This is a genomic window from Micromonospora sp. CPCC 205558 (assembly GCF_036902955.1).
In the GTDB taxonomy this organism is placed as follows: Bacteria; Actinomycetota; Actinomycetes; order Mycobacteriales; family Micromonosporaceae; genus Micromonospora.
On record NZ_JBAKHR010000017.1, the window covers coordinates 125,091 to 147,723 of the forward strand.

The window sequence follows — 22,633 nt, forward strand, 5'->3', positions numbered from 1 at the left end:
CCCACCTGCGAAGTCGCGAAACCTGGCTGTCACAACGGAACTCCGCCCGGTGATCTGCCGGCGCGTCTGCGGTTACGCTGTGTAGCGCCGCCGGTGACGATCAGCTGGGTGCCGAGCTTCCGGATCTAGCCGAGATGTGCGCACCCAACCACGGCGGCAGCGATGCCGATGACAGCGTGCGCGGCCATGGGGCACCCGGTCGTCGGGCTGGCCTCGTGGCACCATGTTGCGCTATGGATCATCAGGGGCAGCTTCGTCGTGCAGCGCTCGCATTGGGCATCCCGGACGACGAGGTCAGCCGGTTCATCCAGCACCTCCGTTTGTCGATCCGGTTGAGCGGAGGATCCGGCGGTGTTCCGGTCGGGCAGTTCGGTGGGTCGCCCCGGCTGCCGGTGGGCATGGACTGGCCGTCCGACGGGGTCAGTCCGTTGCCGTTCATCTTCTCGGTCGACTGCGCGGCGCTGCCAAGAGTCGATGGCTTCGGCCTGCCGGCAGACGGCTCGCTGGTGTTCTTCCTAAACCACGAGCAGGCCGCTGCCACCGGGGAGCAGAGGTACGGGCGAGTCGTGTATGTGCCGGTCGGCACCGATACCGAGGTGGCGGCAGGATCCACCGACCACGCGTCCGTCGACAAGCAGTACGACGTCGTCGCCACGCTGCGCGCGGAGTTCCCCGACTGGTTCGGGGCGGACGACGAGGACGAGGAGGACGAAGACGAGGACGACCTGTCGTCCTTCCAGCAGCAGTTGGCCCGTGACCTCGAGCGTGACCTGCCGCACCTGGACGAACTCCGTGCTCTGGCCGAGGGCCTCTGGCCGCCTGACAGCGGGTACGCCAGCGCTTACCTCGGCGGGTACGCCGACGAGGAGGTGCTCAAGAGTTTTGCGGAGCAGACTCTCGCGTGGCGCGAGAAGACCGGCGAGATCGTCGTCCCGGTCGCGAAATGGTATTCCCATGTGGAGAGGGAGACGCACCGGCTGAGGAGTGAGTGGGTGTCGCTCGCCCGCTTCCCCGTAGACAACGAGCACTACTACCGGAGTGACGGGAGTTTCGTGATCCGTCACGATGACCTGGCCGCTGGTCGGCTGGACGAGGCGCTTTCCGCGGCTGAGTTGATCCCGTAGACCGCCGGCAGCGCCGGCCAGAGCCACGACCTGCGTTGCCACCTGCTCCCGCAAAGTTCGTGCGGGCCGCCCTGCCTGGGCCGCACGAGGTCAGTCGTACACCACTCCGCTGGACGCAGAATTGCGGGGAGCGTCAGCCGCGGGCTCTCGCCCAGGAGAGGAAGCGCTCGGTCATCCGGGCCGGGGGATGATCCGGGTGGAGTTGGGTGAGCTGGTTCGTCGCCTCGTACATCAGGGTGCCGAGGTAGATCAACAGCGCGGCCCGGTCGGCCCGGTACTCGGTCAGCAGGGCGAGTTTGGCCGGCTGGCAGGGCCACTCCCGGCCACAGTTGCGGCACCGCCAGAGCGGGCGCATGGCGACGTGCGGGACGGGCGGCCGGACCACGACCATCACCGCCACCGCTCCAAGGGGCTCAGCACATCGTCCTCCTGAGGGTGGGTGAAGGGGCCGCTCCCGCAAGGGGGAGACGGGAGCGACCCCGGGTGCAGAGCCCGCCGCCGCCACTCCGGCCACCAGCGGACCCGCCACTGGTGACAGTGTGGTGATGAGGCGACTACCGTCGATACGTGCTCGCGTCATCCGTGCAGCTCAGCGGTCCAGGTGAGCACCCATGAGGGACACGCCGAGCCACACTGAGCGAAGGTTGGGGAATCGATGGGGACCGTCACCGACTATGTGCTGGAGGAGTTGCGCCTGCTCCGGGCGGAAACAGGGCTCAGTCAGGAAGACTTCGGCCGGGGCATCGGCTATTCGGGCTCACACGTCAGCTCGGTGGAGACCGGCGGGCGACCGCCCACGAAGGAGTACATGAGGGCGGTCGACACCCACCACCAGACCGGCGGGCGCTTCCTTCGCATGCTGGACGGGTTGGCCCGGCTTGACGCCGAGCCGGCCTGGCTGCGCGAGTGGATCGAGTTCGAGCGGGAGGCGACCACGTTGCGCTGGTTCGAGTTGGCGTACGTGCCGGGCCTGCTCCAGACCGAGCGGTACGCCCGCGCGACGCTGGCCGGCGGCCGGTTCGACGCCGAGGACGTCGACCGGATCGTCGCCTCCCGGTTGGAGCGGCAGGCGATCCTGCACCGCCCGCGCCCGCCGCAGCTCATCGCCGTGCTGGACGAGGCAGTGCTGCGCCGGCCGGTGCTCGACCAGCCGGGCCTCATGGTCGAGCAGTGCGAGCACCTGGCCCAGTTGGCGGCTGCGGAGCATATCCAGGTGCACATCGTCCCGACGGATGCTGGGATGTACCTGGGAATGGGCGGCCAGTTCATCATCGCGGAGTTGCCGGACGGCGAGCGCGTGACCTATGCCGACAACCAGCTCACCGCGCAGATCGTCGATGCCTCGGCCGACGTCGCTAAGCTGGCGAAGACGTGGGAGATCGTGCGGAACGAGGCGCTCCCCCGCCGGCAGTCAACCGAGCTGATCAAGGAAGTGGCGAAGTCATGGGCACACTGACCCCCCAGTGGCGCAAGTCGACCCGGTCCGGCGGCAACGGCGGAGCCTGCGTCGAGGTCGCCGACAACCTGCCGACCGTGGTGCTGGTGCGCGACACCAAGGACCGCGACGGCGGCACCCTGCACATCGCCCCGGCGGCCTGGAAGGCGTTCGTCGGGTTCGCCAAGCAGCACTGACCGCGAACTCGGAGAACACCCGGCGCCGAGGGCTTCTCCGAAGCGAAATGCCCGGACCGGCCCAACCCCGCGCCGCGCCGCGCCCCCGGTCGGCCGACCGGCCGCGGGTAGTAGGCAAGACGACTGGAGATCTTGGACAGTTTCCGTCAGGACGTGACGGAAACTGTCCAAGATCTACCTTGAAGCAGGGTGTGGTGCTGGTGCGCGACGCCAAGGGCCGCGACAGCGGCACGCCGCCACGCCACCCCGACACCGCCACGCCGCCCCGACACCGCCACGCCGTGCTGCCCCACGGACACCCCTCGACCAGGCATGCTGGGACGGTGATCGCACGTTTCAAGGACCTCTGCCTCGATGCCGCCGACCCGCTCGCCCTCGGTGGCTTCTGGGCGCGGATGCTCGACGCCGACGTGGCCGACGCCGGTGACGGCGACACCCGGGTCGATCCCCGCTCCGCCCGCTCACCAGCCGAGTCGATCTGGGTGAACAAGGTGCCGGAGCCGCGAGTCGGCCGGACCCGCGTACACCTGGATCTGCGGTTGGCCGACCCGGGCCCGGCGGCGCTGCTCGCGCAGGGCGCTCGACTGGTCCGCGAGCCGGACGACGACGCCGGCCGGTGGGTGCTGGCCGACCCGGAGGGCAACGAGTTCTGCGCGCTCGCGGGCGACGCCAACAGCCGCCCGGGTCCGTTCCAACTGGTGGTGGACGCGCTCGACCCGACCGCCCAGGCGACCTGGTGGGCCGGCGTGCTCGGCGGCACCGTCGAGCACGGACCGACCGACACGGCGGTGCTCGGGGCCGCCGGCCTGCCCTGGGACCGTTGGCTCTTCGACGGGGTACGCGAGCCGAAGACGGTCAAGAACCGCCTGCACTGGGACGTCGACCTGACCGACCCGGAGCCGATGGCGCTGATCGCGGCGGGCGCGACGCTGCTGCGCGAGCCGCTCGACGAGGCGCACTGGTGGTGGGTGCTGGCCGACCCGGAGGGCAACGAGTTCTGCGCCTTCGCACCAGAGCCCACCGGGTGAACGACCGACTACCGAGGGCGGGCATCGTCGGCTAGCGTTTTCCTAGCGCCGTAGCCGGCGCGTTCGCCGTCGCCGTCGACACGCTTCCGGCCGACCCCTGCCTGCCCGATCGGTTGGTAATCGCGGGAACCTCCCACCGCCGCTCCCCCGGTTCGGCAGGATCGTCCCAACGAGGAGGTGCCGTCGTGCAGGACACCCGCGCTCTCGCCCTGACGTTCGAGGTGAGCGGCCTGCCACCGGTCAAGACCGAAGCGTTGTCCATCTTCGCCGCCGGGCATCGGCAGGCGACGAGGGTCCGCACCCTGCTCCAGGCCGCCCTCGCGGCGGCCCAGCGCACCGGCTGGACGCCGTTGCCCGGGCCGATCGAGGTGGACCTGGTGTTGCGCTGCCCGCCCGGGCACCGTACGTCCGACGCCAGCACCCTGCTCGGCGGCGTCTGTGCGGTGTTGCAGGACAAGAAGCGGGTGTCGAGCATCGGCCTCGCCCACCTCGGCGTCCTGGTGGACGTCGCCCTCTTCGACGACGACCGGCAGATCCGCCGGTTGTCGTACCACGAGGAGCCGGCGGAGGACTTCTCATACCAGGTGCGGGTCGCCGCCGCGCCTAACGGGGTTTGACCGACGTCCGCGGTGGGGTACCGCGGACGCCGACGAAGGGAGCACCGATGTCGGAGCCACATGTCACGCTCGACCCTCGCGGGCTCGACCCTGTGCAGCAGAAGCTGCGCGGCCCGCTGGAAGAGCAGCTGACCTCGGCGCTTCAGGCGGCCACCGACCGGGTTCGCGCCGACTACGCCGGCGAACCGGTCGAACAGGTCTGCCAGCGGCTCTTGGAGGAGACCCGCTCCGGGTTGCACCCCGACATCGCTGCCGGGTTCAACCCGGACATGGACGAGTTCTGCCGGGTGGCGGTGGCGATCGTCCGGCGTGAGGCCGGCTGAGCCCTCGCGTTTCTCAGTACCGGCCGAGCTGGGCGTACGGGCTGAGCACGATGCGCGGTGACAGCGCCGGGTTCAGCCAGTTGAGCACGTCGACCAGGTGACCGCGTGCGAGGGAGACGCAACCAGCTGTGGCGTTGCCGGCGCTGGTGCTGAACTGGTGCAGAAAGATCCCGCTGCCCGCGTTCGGCACCGGCTTCGGCACGTTCGGCGGCATGTTGTAGGTGATCACCGCGAAGTGCGTGTACGCGGGGACCTCCTTCCACAGTGCCTCGCTGGCCCCGCCCGGGTTGGTCGCGCTGTGTTGGAACGTGTTGTAGCGCGAGGACGACGGATTTTCGTTCCACCAGTCACCGCTGACCAGCCGGTGGTAGGGGAATCGCACGCCCGGGTTCGCGGCGATGCCGTACATGGTGGGGCCGATCGAGTAGACGCCGGTCGGCGTGGTCGGCACACCCTCCACGTGGTTGTCGCTGAAGCCCTTCGAGCCGATTCGGGCGGGCAACGACGCCGAGGCCGGCTGCCACCCGTTGCGGGCCCGCACGTACGCCTCCAGGGTGGCGTACGTGGTGGTGTAGCTGCTGGCGCCGACGATGATCACCTGCTTCGTCTCCGGTGGCAGTGTGGTCAACGCGCTGGCCCGGTTCTGGCGCTGCCGCCCCGGCCACTGTCGCTGCGTCGGGACCGTTCCCCAGGCCGGCCGCAGCGGCCCGCTCGCGGCGAGCGCGGGCCCGGCCGGGGTGAGCACCGCCGGGGCGGCCAGACCTGCCGCCGCGCCGAGGAGGAGAGATCTGCGCTTCATGCCGCCATCCTGACAGCCGAACGGCCGTCTGGCCTGCCCCACTCGCCACGGTCGAGGAATTCGCCGGCCGGGTCAGGACCGGGTCCGCAACTACCCAGCCCTGACCCTCGGCCTCCGGCGAGGAAGCGGACAGCTCCGGCACCCGCGCGCGGGCGTGGCACGACGCCACGCACCAGAACGGGGTGAGCCGGCCACTCCGCACTCAGCTCCACGGTGCTCACCCGCCGAACGCCGACGCGCCCCCGGCACACCCCGAAAGGCCGTGAGCGCCGGACCAGGCTAGGTGGGCGCCGACCGGCCGGACAAGCCGCGTCGGACGACCGGTGGCAGGACTCATCCCACGCTGAAATTCGGGCAGGTCGGCGTAACACGACCATGATCGCCGACGCTGTTCGGCTTCCGATGCTCAGAAGTGCCGCAGCAGGTCACGGAACGCGGCGAGCCGCAGCACCCCGCCGTCGGTGGGGTCCAGCTCGTCGTCCTCCAGCACCCAGGTGTTCGCGTTCGGAATGAACACCGCGTTCAGCCCGGCCGCCCGCGCGGGCAGGATGTCGGACTTCGGGGAGTTGCCGATCATCCACGCGTCGGCCGGCGCGAAGCCGTGCTCCCGGATGAGCCACCGGTACGTGTCGACGTTCTTCTCGGCGACGATGTGCGCGGCCCCGAAGTGGTGCAGCAGGCCGCAGGCGTCCAGCTTGCGCCGCTGCTCCTCCTGGTCGCCCTTGGTCAGCAGCAGCAGCTGGTGCCGGCCGGCCAGTTCGTCGAGCGCGTCGGCCACCCCGGGCATCAGCTCCACCTGGTGCTCGACGAGGGCCACCGCCAGTCGGTCGATCTCCTGGCGTTCGGAGTCGGTGGCCGGCCGCTCGCGCAGCCGCTCCAGGCACTCCGCCAGGCTGCGCAGGAAGACCTTGCTGCCATATCCGTGCGCCACCGCGTTGGCCCGCTCGATGTCGTCGAGGACGGCCCGCAGCTCGGCCCGGTCCAGTGTGGGGTGGTCCAGCCAACCCAGGAAGTCGTCGATCACCCGCTCGAAGACGACGTTGTTCTCCCACAACGTGTCGTCCGCGTCGAAGATCAGCACCTGCGCGTGCCGCCGGGCCTCCGTGTCGATCGTCATGCCATCCCCTCCCCACACCCACCGCCGGACAGGCGGAGGCACAGGGTAGGCGGCAGACAGACGGCAAAGCCCACCATTTTTCCGCTCACTCAGGTTCCGGTTCGTCGACAAGGGCCCAGCCGACCGACCGACCGACCGACTCGCGGCGTGGTCACGGCCACCGCAGCAACCGTTGGGCGATCAACGCCTCGCGGTCCTCCTGCCCCTCGGGCCGGAGCCGGCCACCGCGGGTGAGCATCACCACGCCGTGCAGCAGGCTCCAACCCACCTCGGCGAGGGTGTCCGGGTCCCGGCCCTCGGCCAGTGGGGTCAGGGCCGCGCGCAGCTCGGCGAAGACCGCCCGCGGCGCGGCCGGCACACCATCCGCACCGAGGGCCAGGTCGGGGGTCAGCGCGAGCATCGCGTCATAGACCTCGGGATTCGTGTACGCGAAGTCGAGGTACGCGGTCGCGACGGCCGGCCAGACCCCCTCGGGGCTGCCGACGGTCTCCGCGTGCGCCTCGGCGAGATCGGCGGCCAGATCGGCGAAGGCGCACACCGCGACGGCGGCGATCAGCGCCTCCAGATCGGCGAAGTGCCGATAGATGTCACCCATGTCGATCTCGGTCCGTTCGGCGAGCCGTCGGGTGGTCACACCCGACCAGCCCTCCGTCTCGGCCAACTCTCGGGCGGCCGTGACGATGAGGTCACGCCGGTCCTGTTCAGCGGCCTTCTCGGCAGGTCCGGGCACGCACCCGAGCGTAAGGGCGGTCACCTGCCGCAGCTGCCGGGTGACGGATTGGTGACTGTTGTGGTTGGCCGGCCACCCCTGTCCACGTGCCACCGCAGCCCCCTGGCTCGTTAGGCGAGGAGATCACCGTGACGGGAGGGCATGTGGTCGTTCGGGGGCACCGGCGCGTGGCGAGCCGATGAGGAACACGAGCGGCGTACGGCTGCTTCGCGACGACGCCACCCGGCAACGGGCGACCTTCCTGGAACTCTTCCTCGACCTGGTCTTCGTCTTCGCCCTCACCCGGATCTCCGCGCGGTTGATCGTCGACTTCACCGACGGCCGCCCCGGCGTGTTCGCGGGCCTCGGTCAGGCTCTGCTGCTGTTCCTGGCGCTGTGGGCGGTCTGGTCGGTGACGGTCTGGTCCACCAGTTGGCTCGACCCGGACGCCCCGATCGTCCAGACCGTCATCATCATGACGTTGGTCGGGGCCATGACGATGGCCGTCGCCGTGCCCCACGGCTTCGGCGCCCGGGCCTCTCTCTTCGCCATCACCCTGGTGACTCTCCAGATCGGCCGGGTGGTGTATTTCCACCTCGCCGGGCACGGCCGGCCGGACCCACACCAGTCCATCCGGATCCTGTTCTGGTTCGCCTTGAGCGCACCGCTCTGGGTCGTCGGCGGGCTGGTCAACGACGGCACGGTCCGCGGGGCACTCTGGACCCTCGCGGTGCTGATCGACTACACCGGGCTGTTCCTCGGCTGGCCGACCCCCCGGCTCGGCGCGCAGCGGCTCGGCGTTCAGATGATCGCGGCCGAGCATCTGGCCGAGCGGTACCAGCAGTTCCTCCTCATCGCTCTCGGCGAGGCGATCTTCGTCATCGGGCTCAGCTTCAGCGGCAGCGATTTCGACACCGACCAGACCGCTGGGTTCGTCCTGGCGCTGGCGACCACCATCCTGCTCTGGCGGATCTACTTCCACGTGGCGGGAGGGCTGCTGGGCACGGCGATCGACCGTTCCCGCAACGCGGCCCGGCTCGCGACCGAGATGGCGTTCGCCCACATGGTCATGATCGCGGGGATCGTGCTGACCGGCGTCGGCTTCGAGCTGTTCATTTTTGAACCGCTCGCGCACCTCCCGGCGTCCTGGCTCACCGCCATCCTCGGCGGCCCGGCGCTCTTCCTCATCGGACGAACGGCGCTCGAGTACCAGGTCTTCGCCCGGGTCTCCCGGTCCCGGGTCGGCGGCCTGCTGGCCCTCGCCCTGCTGGTGCCGGTGACGCTGCACGTCGACCCGCTCACCGCGGGCGCAGCCGCCGCCCTGGTGCTGCTCGGCGTGGCTGGCGCAGACACCCGACGCGCCCGCCGGCACCCACCGGAGACACCGTCTCCCCCGTTCTGACTCAGGCGTTCGGTCAGTGCGGACACGATCGGGACGGTTTCAGCGGCGCAGGGCGGTCGCGCGCCGCACGTGCGACAACTTCTCCGGGTTGCGCACGGCGTAGACCCCGCTGATGAGACCGTCGTCGATTCGCAGCGCGACGACGGTGTCGAGTGCGCCGTCGAGTCGCAGAATCAGCGCCGGGTGACCGTTGACCTCGGCGGGGTGCAGCGCCATGGTCGCGACCCGGAGGTGCGTGCTGCACAGCAGGCGAGCCACCTTGTCGGCACCGATGACAGGCCGCAACACCGCCTGTTTGATCCCGCCACCATCGCCGAGGAGCACAGCATCCGGCGCGAGCACGTCGAGCAGGCCCTGCACGTTGCCGGTCTCCAGGGCCACCTGGAACGCCGTGAGCACCCGTCGGCTCTCGTCCGGCGACACCATTCCACGAGGCCGACGCGCGGCGACGTGCGCTCGCGCCCGGTGGGCGATCTGACGGACGGTGGCTGTGCTCTTGTCGACGGCCTGGGCGATCTCGTCGTAGGTGAGGTCAAACACCTCGCGGAGGACGAACACCGCCCGCTCGGTCGGTGCGAGCGTCTCCAGCACCAGCAGCATCGCCATCGAGACGCTCTCGGCGAGTTCGACGTCATCGGCGACGTCGGGCGCGGTCAGCAGCGGTTCCGGTAGCCAGGAGCCGACGTACGACTCTCGGCGCCGGCCCACCGCCCGCAGCCGGTTGAGCGACAGTCGGGTGGTGATCCGGACCAGGTAGGCGCGCTGGTCCCGCACCGCCGCGAGATCCGCGTCCGCCCACCGCAGCCAGGTCTCCTGGAGTACGTCCTCCGCGTCGGCGGCCGAGCCGAGCAGCTCGTAGGCGACGGTGAAGAGCAGGTTCCGGTGCGTGACGAAGGCCTCGACGGCGTGGCCCCCACGATCGTCCGCACCCATGGTTGCGCCTCCCGCGTCCATCCGCGTCCCTCCAGTCTGGTCGCTCTCCACCGCGTCGCCCACCAGACACCGGTCGCGCGCCAACTGTGACAGCAGCTGCCCATGCACCGCGTCACACCGGGCGACCTGTCACAGCGGGCGGGCCGGCGGTGTCTCGTGAGCAACACCGATACGGAAGGAACCTCATGAACCTGGCTCTGTGGATCGCGGCCGGACTGCTGGCCGCGGTCGCCCTGACCGGCGGCATCACCAAGGCATTCGTACCCAAGGAGAAGCTGGCCGCAATCACCGGCGGAGGGTGGACCGGCACTGCCAGCGTCGGCTTCGTCAAGACTCTCGGGGTCCTTGAGCTCCTGGCCTCGGCCGGCCTCATCCTGCCCGCCGTGCTCGACATCGCACCGGTGCTGGTGCCGGTGACCGCCATCTGCTGGGTCCTGCTGATGATCGGAGCGATGATCACCCACCTGCGCCACGACGAGGCGAAGTTCGTCGGGGTGAATCTGGCCTACCTCGCGGTGGCGGCCTTCGTGGCCTGGGGTCGGCTCGGACCCGAGTCCTTCCTCGGCTGACCGGAGGCCGCTGCCGCCGAGCTGATCGACCGTGTCCCTCTATCCTCGCGTGATGACGTCCCGGACCACGACGCGAAGACGTACGAAACACGTTCTCGTGGCCGGGGCCGTCACGCTGGGCTTGCTGTCGTGCCTGTGGGTTCTGTGGTTCCTGTGGTTGCAGGTGTTCGGCACCGAGGGAGCGTTGCCACCGATGTCACGGATGCCGGAGGTGCCCGCCGGAGCGACGGTCACCGAAAAGAGCATGGAGTGCGCCTCCGGCGGATGCTGGCGAACGATCACCATCGTGCCCGCGGCCGGGCAGTCCCCGCAGGACCTGGCACACGAGATGGGTCTCTCCGAGGAGCAGAGCCTCCCGCCGACCCTGTTGGACCCTCGGTCTGTCTCCGTGGGGGCTCGACCCGTGGAGGGCGAGCTGACCGTTCACGTCGGCTACCGCTGAGCGCCACGGCGGGGCCGACGGTTGCTGGTGGGGCGTTCAGGCTCGCGCCGACCAGCCCCGGCACGACCACGGCCGGGGTGGCACTTGTGCCCGAGCATCGAAAAGCGAGATCATCACGCATGCTCGACCCCTCGCCCGAGGACGACGGGACTTCACCGACGGTCTCTACGCCGCACTTCGTGGGTCGTGATCGGGAGATGACGGCGCTTCGAGGCGCCCTGGCCCGGCCACCGGCGATCGTGCTGGTGGAGGGCGAGGCGGGGATCGGAAAGAGCCGGCTGCTGCGAGAGTGGCTGGCCGCACCGGACCAGCGCACCGCCTTGGTCTCGGTCTGCCCACCGCTGCGCGAGTCACTGACGTTGGGGCCGATCGTCGACGCGTTCCGTGGGATCGACCGCCCGGTGTCGCGGCTGCGGCTCACCGAACTCGCCGGTGCGTTACGGCCCCTGTTTCCTGAATGGTCCACGGACCTGCCGCCCGCACTGCAACCCCTGGGCGATGCGAAGGCGGCGCGGCATCGCCTGTTCCGCGCCCTGGACGAGCTGCTCCGGGCCCAGCGTGTCGACGTTCTCGTGCTCGAGGACGCTCACTGGGCCGACGAGGTGACCCTGGAGTTCCTGCTGTTCGTCACCTCCCGACAGCAGTCGGACGGGCCGAGCCTCGTCATCTCCTATCGGCCGGAGGAGGTGGACGTCGGATCGCTGTTGCTGCGGCTGACATCCCGGTTGCCTGCTGGCGTGACCCAGCTGAGGATCGCCCTGGCGCCGATGCGACCCGACGACACGGCAGCTCTGGTGTCCTCGATGCTGGACGGCAACCCGATATCGCGGGAGTTCACGACGTTCATGCACGAGCGGACCGGTGGCGTTCCCCTGGCGCTGGAGGAGTCGGTTCGCCTCATGTGCGACCGTGGCGACCTCGTCTTCCGCGACGGACAGTGGGTTCGGCTGAAGCTGCGCGAGCTCCAGGTGCCACCGACGGTGCGCGACTCCACCCGGGAGCGGGTGGGCCGTCTGTCGCCGACGGCGCAGCAGGTGCTGCGAGCCGCGGCCACGTTGGCTCAGCGGTCGTCGGTGGCTACGGTCGCGCTGACCGCCGGTCTGTCCCCACCTGCCTGTCGAGGCGCCATCGCGGAGGCCGCCGACGCCGGCATCCTGGACGGCGACGACCGCGGCCAGTGGCGATTCCGGCATGTGCTGGCCGCCACGGCTGTCTACGAAGCGATCCCGTTGACCGACCGAAGACACTTCCACCTGCTGGCCGGCCGGGCGTTGGAGGACATCCAACCGCCGCCTGTCGCACGCCTCGCCCACCACTTCCGGGAGGCGGGCGAGACGCAGTCCTGGGCCCGGTACGCCGAGCAGGGCGCCGAGCTGGCCATCGCATCGGGTGACCACACCAGGGCGGTCGACCTGCTGGTCGACCTGCTGTCGTGGGCCGTGTTGCCGCCGGCGGACCGCGCCCGGGTCGCGCGCATCGCCGGGGTTGCCGCACTGGGCCGTCGTGAACCGGTCGACGAGGTCTACCACCGCGTGATCCGTACCCTGCGTTCGGTGCTGGAGACCCCCGGTCTCTCCGCCCGCCAGCAGGCCGAGATCCGCAACCCCCTGGGTCGGCTCCTGATCACCGGAGGTGAGGCGCAGGCCGCCCTGAGCGAGCTGGAGCAGGCGGTGGCCAACCTCGACCATGACCCGGTCGAGGCGGCTCGGGCGATGACCTATCTGGGCTGGGCGTACGCGGGGCCGTGGCCGGCGTCGACCCATCGGCGTTGGCTGGATCGCGCCGCCGAGCTCACCGCCGAATCCGATTCTCCCGCGGAACGGCTGAACCTGGCCGGCAACCGAGCCGCCGCCCTGCTGATGCTCGGCGAAGAGGAGGCCTGGGACGTCGTCGCTGACCTGCCCACCGACGGCGAGACCTCGGCGGCGCGTCTCGACGTGGCCCGCATCCACGCGAATGTCGGGACCGGCGCGCTGATCTGGGGTCGGTACGCCGACGCGGAAGAACACCTCGCCGTGGCCATGCGCCTTGCCGAGGCCGAGCAAGCCTCCCGGTTGCTCCACAACGTCCGACTCGAACAGGCCAACCTGGCGTGGTTCACCGGCCAGTGGGAGGGTCTGGCGGAGCGGGGCGCGGCACTGGCCGATGCCGACCGCGACCGACCGGCTCACTACCTTGGCAGCATTCGGCTCGCGGCCCGGCTGGCAGCCGCAGCCGGACGACGCCGCGCCGCGGAGGAGCAGTTCCGGCTGGTCCTTGAGGAGTCCGCCCGTCTCGGCGCGGCCGACGACACGATGGAGGCCGCCGCCGCGCTGGCCAGACTGTGGCTGACGGACGGCAACAGCGGCCGGGCCCTGCAGATCACGAACGAGCCGATGGACACCGTCCGGAGGAAAGGCATCTGGGTCTGGGCGACGGACCTCGTCCCCGCCCGGGTCGAGGCGCACCTCGCCTTGGGCGATCTCACTGCCGCCACCCGCCTGAGCGACCAGTTCGCCAGAGGGCTGCGTGGTCGTACGGCGCCTGCGCCTCGCGCCGCCCTCACCGTCTGCCGCGCCCTGCTGGCCGCCGCTGCCGGAGACCACGCCCGGGCGGCGACGGCTTACGACCGGGCAGCGCGGGCCTGGAGTGCTTTGCCGCGCCCGCACGACGTCATGCTCGCCCGGGAGCGTCAGGCCGAGGCGCTCATCGCGCAAGGCCACCTCGAACAGGGCCGGGAGCTGCTGGCCGCACAGTACGAGCAACTGTTCAGGCTCGGCGCCCGCGGCGATGCGGACCGTGTCGCACAACGGCTGCGCGAACACGGAGCCGAGGTTCCGCGACTGTGGCGCGGCGGCCGACGGGGGTACGGTGACCAACTCTCACCGCGCGAACTCGACGTGGTCCAACTGGTTGTCGCCGGCAAGACGAACCGCGAGATCAGCCGGATCCTGGCCAAGTCACCGGCCACCGTGGATCAGCAACTGCGGGCGGCGATGCGCAAGTTGAAGGTGACCTCCCGGACCGCGCTCGCGGTCAAGGCGGTGGAGGCCGGAGTGTTCGCCGAAGAGGACTCCCTCGACGACGCGTCGTGAAAATTGACGTATCCGCTGGATAGCGAAGGACGCTCAGCCCCCAGAGCATGACTTCATGATCCATCGACGTAGGGCAGTTCATGCCTGAGCGACCTACCGCGGGAGACGACCCCGCCATCGACCACCAGCCACCACCCGAGCTGCCGCGCGAGCCGCGCGTCAGTGGTGCCCGCGACCCCCGCGACGTCCGCGAGACCCGTGACGTGCGCGACGACCACGAGAGCCACGACCCCTACCAACCCCTGTAGGACAAAGGACCCCCATGAGACTCAAAGCCCTCGCGGCAACGCTTGCCGTAGCGGTCGGCCTGAGCATGATCCAGCCACCACCGGCGTCCGCCGCCGAGCCGGATTCCGGCGCGGCCGCCAAGAAGATCGCATCGAACCTGAAGGACCGCTTCCGCTCGGAGCCGGCCTCCGACTTCTGGATCACCTTCGGCACCAGGCCCGACCTCGGGCCGGCGAAGAAGATCGCCGACTGGAACGCTCGCGGTCAGTTCGTCTACGAGGCGCTGACCGCGGCGGCGAAGGACTCCCTGGCATCCGTCTCCACCGAACTCGACCGGGCAGGTGTCAAGTACACCTCCTACCCGATCGCCAACACGGTGCTCGTCAAGGGTGGCACCGAGAAGCTCGCCCTCAACGTGGCCTCGAAGGTGCAGGTCGCCGAGATCCACGCGACGCCGCAGGTCGCGCTGGTCGATCCGGTCGACGAGAAGGTCCCCGCCGACCAGGCTGCCCGCCCCGCCGCCCCGAAGGCCGCCGCCGAGGACGGCACCACCACCTGGGGTCTGGACGCCATCCACGCCCCCGAGGCCTGGGCCATGGGCGCTACCGGCGCCGGCATCACCGTGTCCAACCTCGACTCGGGCGTCCAGTTCGATCACCCGGCCCTGGTGCACCAGTACCGCGGCACGCAGCCCGATGGCTCGGTCGACCACAACTACAACTGGATGACCACCCGGGGCACGTGCGCTGGCGCACCGTGCGACGACAACGGACACGGCACGCACACCATGGGCACCATGGTCGGCGACGACGGCACCAACCACGTCGGCGTCGCCCCGGACGCGCAGTGGATCGCGACGAACGGCTGCTGCGACAGCAGCGGCGTCGAGTCGCTGCTCCGGTCCGGCTGGTGGCTGCTCGCCCCGACCGACGTCCAGGGAAACAACCCTGACCCGTCCAAGCGCCCCCACGTCGTCAACAACTCGTGGGGCCAGACCGTCGAGCACAGCTTCGACGGCTTCTTCCAGGCCATCGACGAGGCCTGGAGCGCCGCGGGCATCTTCAGCGTCTGGTCGTCGGGCAACACCACGCCGTACGCGGCCTGCGACACCGTCTCCTCGCCCGGCTCCGCCGAGAGCGCCTACTCCGTCGGCGCCTACGCGTCGGACGGCACGCTCGCGTTGTTCTCCCGCAAGGGCGAGGGCGAGGGCGGCCGGATCAAGCCGGAGATCTCCGCTCCGGGCGTCGGGGTCCTGTCGTCCTACCCGAACAACAACTACACCGAGATGTCCGGCACCTCGATGGCGTCCCCCCACGTCGCCGGCGCCGTCGCGGCGCTGTGGAGCTACGACCCGACCCTCATCGGGCAGGTCGAGGAGACCCGCCGGCTGCTCGGCGAGTCGGCCGTCGACGTCGACGACACCGAGTGCGGCGGCACCGCCGAGATCAACAACAAGTACGGCGAGGGCCGTCTCGACCTCGTCCGCCTGCTTGAGCTGGCGCCCCGCACGGGCGGCACCCTCACCGGTGTCGTCACCGCCGACGGCGCCCCGGTCCCCGCTGCCGAGGTGACCATCAGCGGTCCGTTCAGCCGGTCGATCGGCACCGACAAGGACGGCCGGTTCACCACGAACCTCCCGGTCGGCGACTACCAGCTCAGCACCAAGGTGTTCGGCTACCTGACCGCGACCGCCAACGTCACGATCTCCCTGGGCCAGGACACCTCCGTCAAGCTGCCGCTCACGGCCGCCGCGAAGCACGACATCAGCGGCAGGGTCGTCGACGACAAGAAGAAACCCGTCCCGAACGCCGACGTCTCGGTCATGAACACGCCGCTGAAGCCGGTACGCACGGACGCCAACGGCGCGTTCACGATCACCGCTGTCCCCGAGGGCGGCTACAAGCTGAACGTCAAGCCCAACGCCTGCTTCTCGCCCACGACGGTCCCGCTGACCGTCGGCGCGCAGAACGAGTCGCGCGAGATCCCGGTCGGGCTTGTCATCGACAAGGGCGGCTACAGCTGCGCCGTCTCCGACGGCGAGTACCTGCGCGGCACCGACCCGGTCGCGTTCACCAGCGGCGTGTGGGCGACGGTGAACCTGCCGTTCCCGATCGCGCTCTACAACGGCAGCCACGACACCCTCGGCATCAGCCTGCGCGGCGTGATCACCCCGGACGAGGGCACCGGACCCGGCAGCGGCGGCGCGGGTATCTTCCCGTTCTACGTCCAGACCCCCGTCGAGTTCGCCTCCGGCGGCGGCGTCTTCACGGCGGCCACCAAGGTCGACGGCGAGGACGCGTTCGTCGTCGAGTTCCGCAACGCCAAGATCTGGGCCTACCCGATCCGGTCGGAGTACACGGAGCCGGTCAACTTCTCGGCCACGCTGACCCGCTCAGGCAAGATCATCTTCGGATACGGCGACGGCATCGGCACCGACGACCCGGTGACCGCCGGCGCCAAGACCATCACCGGCATCCAGGGCTGGGCCGGCGTCGACGGCATCCGGTTCTCCGACAGTGTCCCGGTGCTGCACGACGGGATGATCGTCACCTACGACCTTCCCGACTGGGGCTACCTCGACGCGACAGTCGTCGACAAGAACGACGGGCTGCCGGTGGCCGGGGCCAAGGTCTCCTTCTCGAACAAGTCCGGGCTCGTCGAGACCGTCACGACCAACGGGACGGGCCTCGTACATCGCCAGCTTCCGGTCGGCGACTACACCATGACTGTCGACGCGGAGAACTACTCGACCGCGGCGTACCCCTTCTCCCTCGACAAGCTCTACGCGAGCGCCAAGATCGACGTGAGTCTGACCACGGGCGTCGCCGGGCTGAAGGCCGACGGCCTTGAGGCGCTGTTGGGTACCGACCAGAACGGTGCGGGTTCGCTGACGCTGACCAACACCGGTTCCGCGCCACTGGCGTACACCCTGGGTGAGGCCGCGCGTCACCCCGAGCTTGACGCCGCCGGTGCCACCGCGCGCACCGGAAAGGCTGGGGCCAGCACCATCGACCTCGCCGCGTGGAAGGCCGGCGCCAGCGGCATGAAGCCGTCGAACGCCGACGGCAAGGCGGCGACCGCGGCCAAGGCGGAGGCACAGGCGGCCGCCAAGGTCGGCCCGACCTCCGGCGGCGACGTCATCACCCGGATCCCCATCCCCGGCACGATCGCGGAGAAGGAGCCCACCGGCATCGGGTACGACGGCGACGTCTGGGTCCACGACTACAACGCGCGGACCAACACCGCCTACACGGTGACGGGCAAGCCGACCGGCAAGGTCTTCGACGCGTCGTGGAACCCCACGTACCGGGCGTTCGACATGGCGCTCGACACCAAGACCGGTGACATGTGCCAGATGGAGGACAGCCCGGCCAGCTACATCCACTGCTTCGACCGCCAGACCGGGAAGGAGACCCGCCAGATCAAGGGTGACTGGTCCACGCTGCAGCTGACCGGTCTGGCCTACAACCCGACCCAGGACGTGTTCTACGTCGGCGGCCGGGCGAACGGCATGATCGGCACCGTCGCCGGGACGTCGCACGACAACGCCGGTGCGCTGCTGTCCTTCTGCGCCCCGCCGCTGCCCGAGGTGATGGGCCTGGCCTACAACCAGTCGTCCGACACCATCTGGTACACCGACCTCACCACGAACCGGCCCAGCCGCCTGCTGCAGGTCGACCCGGACGACTGCTCACTGGTCAACGCGTGGTGGTTCCCGGGCCAGAAGGCGACCCAGGGCGGCGGCCTCGAAACCGACTCGACCGGCGCGCTGTGGGCGGCGGACCAGGTCGCCGACGACGTCGTGCTCGTCGACGTCGAGGACGACCAGATCACCGACCTGCCGTGGCTGTCGCTCTCCTCGACCGGCGGCACCCTCGCCCCGGGTCAGTCGACGACCGTCAAGGTGTCGATCTCCGCGAAGGACGCCAAGCCGGGCGTCCTCGGCGCGAACATCGTGGTGCGGTCGGACTCCGGACGCCAGTCGAAGACCTACGTCCCGGTGACGCTCACGACCACGAAGTACCAGGTCGGCGTCAACGCCGGCGGCGCGAAGTTCACCGACGGCTCCGGCTACACCTGGGCCGCCGACCAGGCCGCCAGCAAGAAGGCGTGGGGCTACGAGGGGAAGACGAAGGTCGCCTCCACCAAGGCCGACATCGCCGGCACGACCGACGACGCCCTGTTCCAGTCACAGCGCACCACGTCGGACAAGCAGCTGTTCTACCAGTTCCCCGACGCGCCCAAGGGCACCTACGCGATCGATTTCGGGTTCGCCGAGATCGACAAGGCAGCCAAGGGCAAGCGGGTGTTCGACGTCCTCGTGGACGGAACGCTGACGGAGTACGCGTACGACCCGGCCGCGGCCGTGGGGCCGAACGCCGCCGACTGGCGCAGCGCCGTCGTGAAGCACGAGGGTGGTCCGCTGACCGTGGAGCTGCGGGGTTCGAAGGGCCTCAAGGCTCCGTCCATCGCCGCCCTGCGGGTGACGCTCGACCCGCGTGCGGACACGGCGGAGCCGGAGCCCCAGCCCGAGCAGCCGGAGCCGGGCCCCGTGCCGGTGGCCCCCGCCGGTCGCTCGTACACGGTGAAGGTGACCGAGGGGCTCTACCGCCAGGGCGCGGAGGAATCCGGGTGGCACGGCGATGACCTCTGCGGCGTGCTGTGGTTCGACTCCAGCTTCCTGTTCCCGTTCTACGACACGGCCTGGGACGGCGTGTGCGTGACGACGAACGGCCAGCTGATCTTCGACCAGGCCAGCGCCGTGGGGGGCAACACGGAGCTGCCGTCGCCCTACGCGTTCGACGCGATCTACCCGTTCTGGGACGACCTCGTCGTCGACGACGAGGCCGGCATCTACTTCGGCAGGACCGAGGTGGACGGGTTGACGGCGGAAGTCATCGAGTGGCGCAACGTCGCCTTCTACAACGACCGGACGGCTCGCGTGAGCTTCTCGGTCACCCTGATCGCGGACGGACGGATCCAGATCGGGTACGGCGACGGCGTCGGCGGCGACAACCCCCTCACCAAGGGGTCATCGGCGACGGTCGGTGTGGAGAGCCTGACGCGCAACCCCGCGGGCCAGCACTCCTTCAACCAGCCCGTCCTGAAGGCCGGTCTGGGGCTGGAGTACACGCTCCCCGCCGCGGGCACGATCGAGGGCACGGTCACCGACAAGAACGACGGCAAGCCGATCGAGGGCGCGATCGTCACGCTCAAGGGGCCGGCCGGTGAGCGGGTCATCACCACCGATGTGAAGGGCCGGTGGAAGGCTCAGGCGCTGGTCGGCGAGAACACCGTGGAGGTGTCGGCGCCGAACTACGTCACCGCCAACCACCCCGTGACCATCGCCAAGAAGGACCAGGCCGAGGTGGTCGACACGGCGTTGACCACGGGCATCGCCACCGTCACCGCAGGCGTCTTCGACTGGCTCCTCGACAAGGACCAGAAGGCGGCGGCCGACGTGACCGTCACCAACACCGGTTCCGCTCCGCTCGAGGTACGGCTCAGCGAGCAGAAGCGCACCAGCGACGGCGGGCACGAGGCCGGCGACCTTCCGTGGCTGACCCTCACGGGCGCGGCCGCAGCCGGCCCGGTCACGCTCGCGGCCGGCACGTCCACCACGGTCACGGTGACGGCCGACAACACCGGCATCGCGCCCGGCGTGCTCGTCGGGGACGTACTCGTCGCATCGAACGCCGGCAAGGGCGATGCCCAGCTCAAGTCGGTCCGCCTGGCGACCTCGTCCTACTGGCAGGGCGTCGACGTGGGCGGATCCGGATACGTCGGTGCCGACGGCTTCGTCTGGTCGCCCGACCAGGGGCTCGGCAAGCTGTCGTGGGGCTACGTCGGCGGCAAGGCGCGCAACACCAAGGCCGACATCGCCGGCACCGAGGACGACGCGCTGTTCCGCACCCAGCGGACCGGCGAGACGTTCAGCTACGTGTTCAAGAACGCCCCCGCCGGGAAGTACCGGATCGGCCTCGACTTCGCGGAGATCGAGAAGGTCAAGGCCGGCAAGCGTGCCTTCGATGTCCTGGTCGACGGCAAGCCCGTGCTCCACGACCACGACGTGCAGGCGAAGGTGGGTGCGCTGACCGCGGACCTCAACAGCGTCACCGTCGAGCACACCGGTGGCGACCTGAAGATCGAGCTGCTCCGCGAGAAGGGCGAGGGCGACCCGATCCTCAACGCCCTGAAGGTCCAACAGGACCCGCGCCTGTGAGCTAGCCGAACCGCATCACCAGCAGTGGTCGGAGCCTCCGTGGAAAGGATCGCGGAGGCTCCGACCACGACTACCGACGTATACTCACGGGACATGAGGCGGCAAAGATGGGTCCTTGTCGGTGGCATCTTCGCCGCATGTGCGGTGATCGTGACGGTCCTATTTCTTCGGTTCGCGGCTCCCGGTGGCGCCGCCTCGCCCGAGGCCGCCGTGGCCGACTACGTCACCGCACTTCACGACCGCGATCGTGGAAAGCTCGCCGACCTCGCGGATCCGGGCACCGACTCGTCGGCTGAGATCAGCCGGCGACTCACCGAACTCGGTGGCGGTCGTCTCGTCGTGTCGGACCGCCGGTTCGACACGACAGCGTCCGATGCCGAGGTTCGCGCCACAATCTCAGGACGGTTGGACGGGTCGCCGTACTCCGACGTCATCTGGCTGCGTCGCATCGACGACGCCTGGTTCGTCGCGCTTAGATCCCGCGCAGCTTGACTGCCTACCAGCCGTGGTCTCCCGCCGACCTCGCGGCAGCTCCTGGGAAACGTTTCGCGAACGTGCGATAGACGGGTGTGCCGGGCAGGCCGTCGTGGATGGCGAACACCACGTGGTCGAATCGGTCGACCACCTGTAGTGCGTCGGCGAAAGCGCCCGCCACCGTGGCGGGATCGTTGCGGAAGACCCCGCACCCCCACGCACCCAACACGATCGTCCGATGCCCGTGCGCGGCGGCGACCTCCAGCACCCGCCGGGCACGCCGGGCCAGCACCGCCGGCACGTCCGCCGCGTGCTCGGGCTGGTTGCGGAGGATCGCGCCCAGGTTCGGCGCCGCAGCGGTCAGGAAGGCCGTCGAGTACGGCTGATCGAGCAGGTTGCCCCTGTCGTCGCGGAACACCGGCACGCCCGGGGAGTAGATGACCCGGTCGCTGTATCGCAGATCCGGCTGTCCGCGATGGAACGCGTAGAACTCCGGCGCGGCGAGGAGACACGGGTACAGCGCCGACGAACGAGCGATGCTCTCCTCCTGCGCCTTGGCCCCACCCAGGAACCCGCCACCCGGGTTCTTCGCCGACGCGAACACCAGGCACGCCGCACCCGGTCCAAGCCGACCGGCCGCCTGCAACGTCGACTCGACCGTCACCTCGACCTTGCCGGCGCCGGGCCCCGGGTTTCGCACCGGGAGCACCTCGTCCGGCAGGTGATGACGAGTGCCGCCGACCGCGGCACGGACGGACCCACCGATGACAACCTCATCCCCGGCGCCGTTGCGATAGCTTCCCGACTCGGCGATCGCGACCGTCTGTCGAGCAATCTCGCGAAGACGGCCACTCACCCGACGTGCCCGCATGCACCAGGACCAATGATCTGCACGGTGACAAGCTAGGCAGTCCCGTCCCGACCGGGCAACCAATTAGCGACCCCGGTAGGCGTCGTCGCCCTGCCGTATCGCGTCGACGTCACATAGACAGGTCGACATCGGCTGATACCATGCGCTCGCCTTGACCCCTGAAGGAGAGACACCCAGGTGAAGAAACTGTCGAGCGTCGCGTCCGTGCTCGCGCTAGCGATGGGAATCGCCATCGCCCCGGCGGCGGCTGCCTCCGCCGCTACCAACAGGAGCGGGGCGGAACGGCTGAACATCCCGAACAGCAGTGCGTGCAAGGCGGGCCGTACCGTCATGCAGGGCATGGTGGCAGGGCCGGGCGGTGCGCTCTACATCGTCTTCACGAAGGCGGCCGGCGCGGAACCGGTCCTGTCCAGGTGGACGCGCGACGGCTCGACCTGGGACGGCACCAGCTGGGTCTGCGCCGGGGCGCCAACCTCGATACCCACGCTCGGCCACGGTAACGACCTCGCCTACAACGCGAACTATCTGGGCCAGGGCCCGGCCCTGATTGCCACCCAGGGGAGCCAGTCCGCGTTCCTGAGCGACAAGGTGACAATCATTCGCCTGAACGCCAACGGATCCATCGGCACCACCAGTGAAGTGCGTCTGCCGATCGGCAACATCAGCGGCCTCTGCTACAGCGCGACGGCTGCCGGCGGAGCCGGCAAGTACGCCGCCCGGCGGTTGGGCAGCCTGTGGACCCATCCCGGCGCCGGCGCGCTCACGAGTGGCTGGACGCTGGTGAAGAGCAACCTGACCAGCCACGACAATCGTTCCGACCAGGGCATCGACTGCTCTGAGAACTACATCTGGAACACCAGGTCGATCAACACCTCGACGCCCTCGACGGGATGGAACTGGGTGTACCAGTACAACTGGTCCGGGGGCGATGTGGAGAGCGACATCGGCATTCCGGGCAACAACCTGGTCGACGAGATCGAAGACGTCACCCATGTGGGGAGCGAATTCTTCGTCGGCATCAACCGCAACGACGGGCTCGCCGACACCGTGAAGGTGCTCATCGAATAG

Annotated in this window: 20 protein-coding genes; 14 read left to right on the forward strand and 6 right to left on the reverse strand. The window is 69.7% G+C overall.

What is annotated here, in order from left to right; genetic code table 11:
- The first annotated feature begins 134 nt into the window (after window positions 1-134).
- Complete coding sequence (locus tag V6U86_RS20275) at window positions 135-1,124, forward strand: DUF1963 domain-containing protein (protein WP_334505421.1); 990 nt, start codon at window positions 135-137, stop codon at window positions 1,122-1,124.
- 133 nt (window positions 1,125-1,257) lie between these two features.
- Here the strand turns inward: V6U86_RS20275 and V6U86_RS20280 are convergent, their stop codons facing one another.
- Window positions 1,258-1,515, reverse strand: coding sequence for a flavin reductase (locus V6U86_RS20280; RefSeq protein WP_334505464.1), 258 nt, complete (start codon window positions 1,513-1,515; stop codon window positions 1,258-1,260).
- 264 nt (window positions 1,516-1,779) lie between these two features.
- Between V6U86_RS20280 and V6U86_RS20285 the strand changes: the two genes are divergently transcribed.
- The 5 genes from V6U86_RS20285 (at window position 1,780) to V6U86_RS20305 (ending at window position 4,724) form a co-directional block, all read left to right on the forward strand.
- Complete coding sequence (locus V6U86_RS20285) at window positions 1,780-2,580, forward strand: helix-turn-helix domain-containing protein (RefSeq protein WP_334505422.1); 801 nt, start codon at window positions 1,780-1,782, stop codon at window positions 2,578-2,580.
- Window positions 2,568-2,756 carry a DUF397 domain-containing protein gene (locus V6U86_RS20290; protein WP_334505423.1) on the forward strand — a complete coding sequence of 63 codons (189 nt, stop codon included), beginning with the start codon at window positions 2,568-2,570 and terminating at the stop codon, window positions 2,754-2,756. The genes V6U86_RS20285 and V6U86_RS20290 overlap by 13 nt, the downstream gene beginning before the upstream one ends.
- Before the next feature lie 323 nt (window positions 2,757-3,079).
- On the forward strand, window positions 3,080-3,784 hold the full coding sequence (locus tag V6U86_RS20295) for a VOC family protein (protein WP_334505424.1): 705 nt from the start codon (window positions 3,080-3,082) through the stop codon (window positions 3,782-3,784).
- A 185-nt stretch (window positions 3,785-3,969) separates the two neighbouring features.
- The gene (locus V6U86_RS20300; RefSeq protein WP_334505425.1) at window positions 3,970-4,401 is read left to right on the forward strand and encodes a hypothetical protein; all 432 of its coding nucleotides are present in this window, start codon (window positions 3,970-3,972) and stop codon (window positions 4,399-4,401) included.
- A gap of 47 nt (window positions 4,402-4,448) precedes the next feature.
- On the forward strand, window positions 4,449-4,724 hold the full coding sequence (locus V6U86_RS20305) for a hypothetical protein (RefSeq protein WP_030491206.1): 276 nt from the start codon (window positions 4,449-4,451) through the stop codon (window positions 4,722-4,724).
- Between the two features lie 13 nt (window positions 4,725-4,737).
- On the opposite strand, the gene V6U86_RS20310 is transcribed toward V6U86_RS20305, so the two are convergent.
- The 3 genes from V6U86_RS20310 to V6U86_RS20320 all read right to left on the reverse strand — a co-directional run bounded on the left by V6U86_RS20310 (window position 4,738) and on the right by V6U86_RS20320 (window position 7,370).
- Window positions 4,738-5,523, reverse strand: a complete 786-nt coding sequence (locus tag V6U86_RS20310; RefSeq protein ID WP_334505426.1) for a L,D-transpeptidase family protein — start codon at window positions 5,521-5,523, stop codon at window positions 4,738-4,740.
- A gap of 406 nt (window positions 5,524-5,929) precedes the next feature.
- Window positions 5,930-6,640 carry an HAD family hydrolase gene (locus V6U86_RS20315; protein ID WP_334505427.1) on the reverse strand — a complete coding sequence of 237 codons (711 nt, stop codon included), beginning with the start codon at window positions 6,638-6,640 and terminating at the stop codon, window positions 5,930-5,932.
- Window positions 6,641-6,791: 151 nt separating this feature from the next.
- On the reverse strand, window positions 6,792-7,370 hold the full coding sequence (locus V6U86_RS20320; RefSeq protein ID WP_334505428.1) for a TetR/AcrR family transcriptional regulator: 579 nt from the start codon (window positions 7,368-7,370) through the stop codon (window positions 6,792-6,794).
- A gap of 178 nt (window positions 7,371-7,548) precedes the next feature.
- Between V6U86_RS20320 and V6U86_RS20325 the strand changes: the two genes are divergently transcribed.
- A complete protein-coding gene (locus V6U86_RS20325) occupies window positions 7,549-8,751 on the forward strand; it encodes a low temperature requirement protein A (protein WP_334505429.1) in 1,203 nt (400 codons plus the stop codon).
- Window positions 8,752-8,790: 39 nt separating this feature from the next.
- Here V6U86_RS20325 and V6U86_RS20330 read toward each other — a convergent pair whose 3' ends face one another.
- Window positions 8,791-9,684, reverse strand: coding sequence for an RNA polymerase sigma-70 factor (locus tag V6U86_RS20330; protein WP_334505430.1), 894 nt, complete (start codon window positions 9,682-9,684; stop codon window positions 8,791-8,793).
- A 185-nt stretch (window positions 9,685-9,869) separates the two neighbouring features.
- Here V6U86_RS20330 and V6U86_RS20335 point away from each other — a divergent pair, with 185 nt between their 5' ends.
- The 6 genes from V6U86_RS20335 (at window position 9,870) to V6U86_RS20360 (ending at window position 20,712) form a co-directional block, all read left to right on the forward strand.
- The gene (locus tag V6U86_RS20335; RefSeq protein WP_334505431.1) at window positions 9,870-10,253 is read left to right on the forward strand and encodes a DoxX family protein; all 384 of its coding nucleotides are present in this window, start codon (window positions 9,870-9,872) and stop codon (window positions 10,251-10,253) included.
- 193 nt (window positions 10,254-10,446) lie between these two features.
- Window positions 10,447-10,695, forward strand: coding sequence for a hypothetical protein (locus V6U86_RS20340; protein WP_334505432.1), 249 nt, complete (start codon window positions 10,447-10,449; stop codon window positions 10,693-10,695).
- 119 nt (window positions 10,696-10,814) lie between these two features.
- Window positions 10,815-13,769, forward strand: coding sequence for a helix-turn-helix transcriptional regulator (locus V6U86_RS20345; protein ID WP_334505433.1), 2,955 nt, complete (start codon window positions 10,815-10,817; stop codon window positions 13,767-13,769).
- Window positions 13,770-13,849: 80 nt separating this feature from the next.
- Window positions 13,850-14,017, forward strand: a complete 168-nt coding sequence (locus tag V6U86_RS20350) for a hypothetical protein (protein WP_334505434.1) — start codon at window positions 13,850-13,852, stop codon at window positions 14,015-14,017.
- Between the two features lie 14 nt (window positions 14,018-14,031).
- Window positions 14,032-20,220 carry a S8 family serine peptidase gene (locus tag V6U86_RS20355; protein WP_334505435.1) on the forward strand — a complete coding sequence of 2,063 codons (6,189 nt, stop codon included), beginning with the start codon at window positions 14,032-14,034 and terminating at the stop codon, window positions 20,218-20,220.
- Between the two features lie 93 nt (window positions 20,221-20,313).
- Complete coding sequence (locus V6U86_RS20360; protein ID WP_334505436.1) at window positions 20,314-20,712, forward strand: hypothetical protein; 399 nt, start codon at window positions 20,314-20,316, stop codon at window positions 20,710-20,712.
- A 4-nt stretch (window positions 20,713-20,716) separates the two neighbouring features.
- Here the strand turns inward: V6U86_RS20360 and V6U86_RS20365 are convergent, their stop codons facing one another.
- Complete coding sequence (locus tag V6U86_RS20365) at window positions 20,717-21,550, reverse strand: TIGR02452 family protein (RefSeq protein ID WP_334505437.1); 834 nt, start codon at window positions 21,548-21,550, stop codon at window positions 20,717-20,719.
- A 192-nt stretch (window positions 21,551-21,742) separates the two neighbouring features.
- Between V6U86_RS20365 and V6U86_RS20370 the strand changes: the two genes are divergently transcribed.
- Window positions 21,743-22,633: a hypothetical protein gene (locus tag V6U86_RS20370; RefSeq protein WP_334505438.1), complete on the forward strand. Its 891-nt coding sequence runs from the start codon at window positions 21,743-21,745 to the stop codon at window positions 22,631-22,633.

Excerpts from the sequence above, each read along its gene's own strand:
- V6U86_RS20275 (WP_334505421.1), top strand. The coding sequence starts at position 135 with ATGTGCGCACCCAACCACGGCGGCAGCGATGCCGATGACAGCGTGCGC.
- V6U86_RS20280 (WP_334505464.1), bottom strand. The coding sequence starts at position 1,515 with ATGGTCGTGGTCCGGCCGCCCGTCCCGCACGTCGCCATGCGCCCGCTC.
- V6U86_RS20285 (WP_334505422.1), top strand. The coding sequence starts at position 1,780 with ATGGGGACCGTCACCGACTATGTGCTGGAGGAGTTGCGCCTGCTCCGG.
- V6U86_RS20290 (WP_334505423.1), top strand. The coding sequence starts at position 2,568 with ATGGGCACACTGACCCCCCAGTGGCGCAAGTCGACCCGGTCCGGCGGC.
- V6U86_RS20305 (WP_030491206.1), top strand. The coding sequence starts at position 4,449 with ATGTCGGAGCCACATGTCACGCTCGACCCTCGCGGGCTCGACCCTGTG.
- V6U86_RS20310 (WP_334505426.1), bottom strand. The coding sequence starts at position 5,523 with ATGAAGCGCAGATCTCTCCTCCTCGGCGCGGCGGCAGGTCTGGCCGCC.
- V6U86_RS20315 (WP_334505427.1), bottom strand. The coding sequence starts at position 6,640 with ATGACGATCGACACGGAGGCCCGGCGGCACGCGCAGGTGCTGATCTTC.
- V6U86_RS20325 (WP_334505429.1), top strand. The coding sequence starts at position 7,549 with ATGAGGAACACGAGCGGCGTACGGCTGCTTCGCGACGACGCCACCCGG.
- V6U86_RS20330 (WP_334505430.1), bottom strand. The coding sequence starts at position 9,684 with ATGGGTGCGGACGATCGTGGGGGCCACGCCGTCGAGGCCTTCGTCACG.
- V6U86_RS20335 (WP_334505431.1), top strand. The coding sequence starts at position 9,870 with ATGAACCTGGCTCTGTGGATCGCGGCCGGACTGCTGGCCGCGGTCGCC.
- V6U86_RS20340 (WP_334505432.1), top strand. The coding sequence starts at position 10,447 with ATGTCACGGATGCCGGAGGTGCCCGCCGGAGCGACGGTCACCGAAAAG.
- V6U86_RS20345 (WP_334505433.1), top strand. The coding sequence starts at position 10,815 with ATGCTCGACCCCTCGCCCGAGGACGACGGGACTTCACCGACGGTCTCT.
- V6U86_RS20350 (WP_334505434.1), top strand. The coding sequence starts at position 13,850 with ATGCCTGAGCGACCTACCGCGGGAGACGACCCCGCCATCGACCACCAG.
- V6U86_RS20355 (WP_334505435.1), top strand. The coding sequence starts at position 14,032 with ATGAGACTCAAAGCCCTCGCGGCAACGCTTGCCGTAGCGGTCGGCCTG.
- V6U86_RS20360 (WP_334505436.1), top strand. The coding sequence starts at position 20,314 with ATGAGGCGGCAAAGATGGGTCCTTGTCGGTGGCATCTTCGCCGCATGT.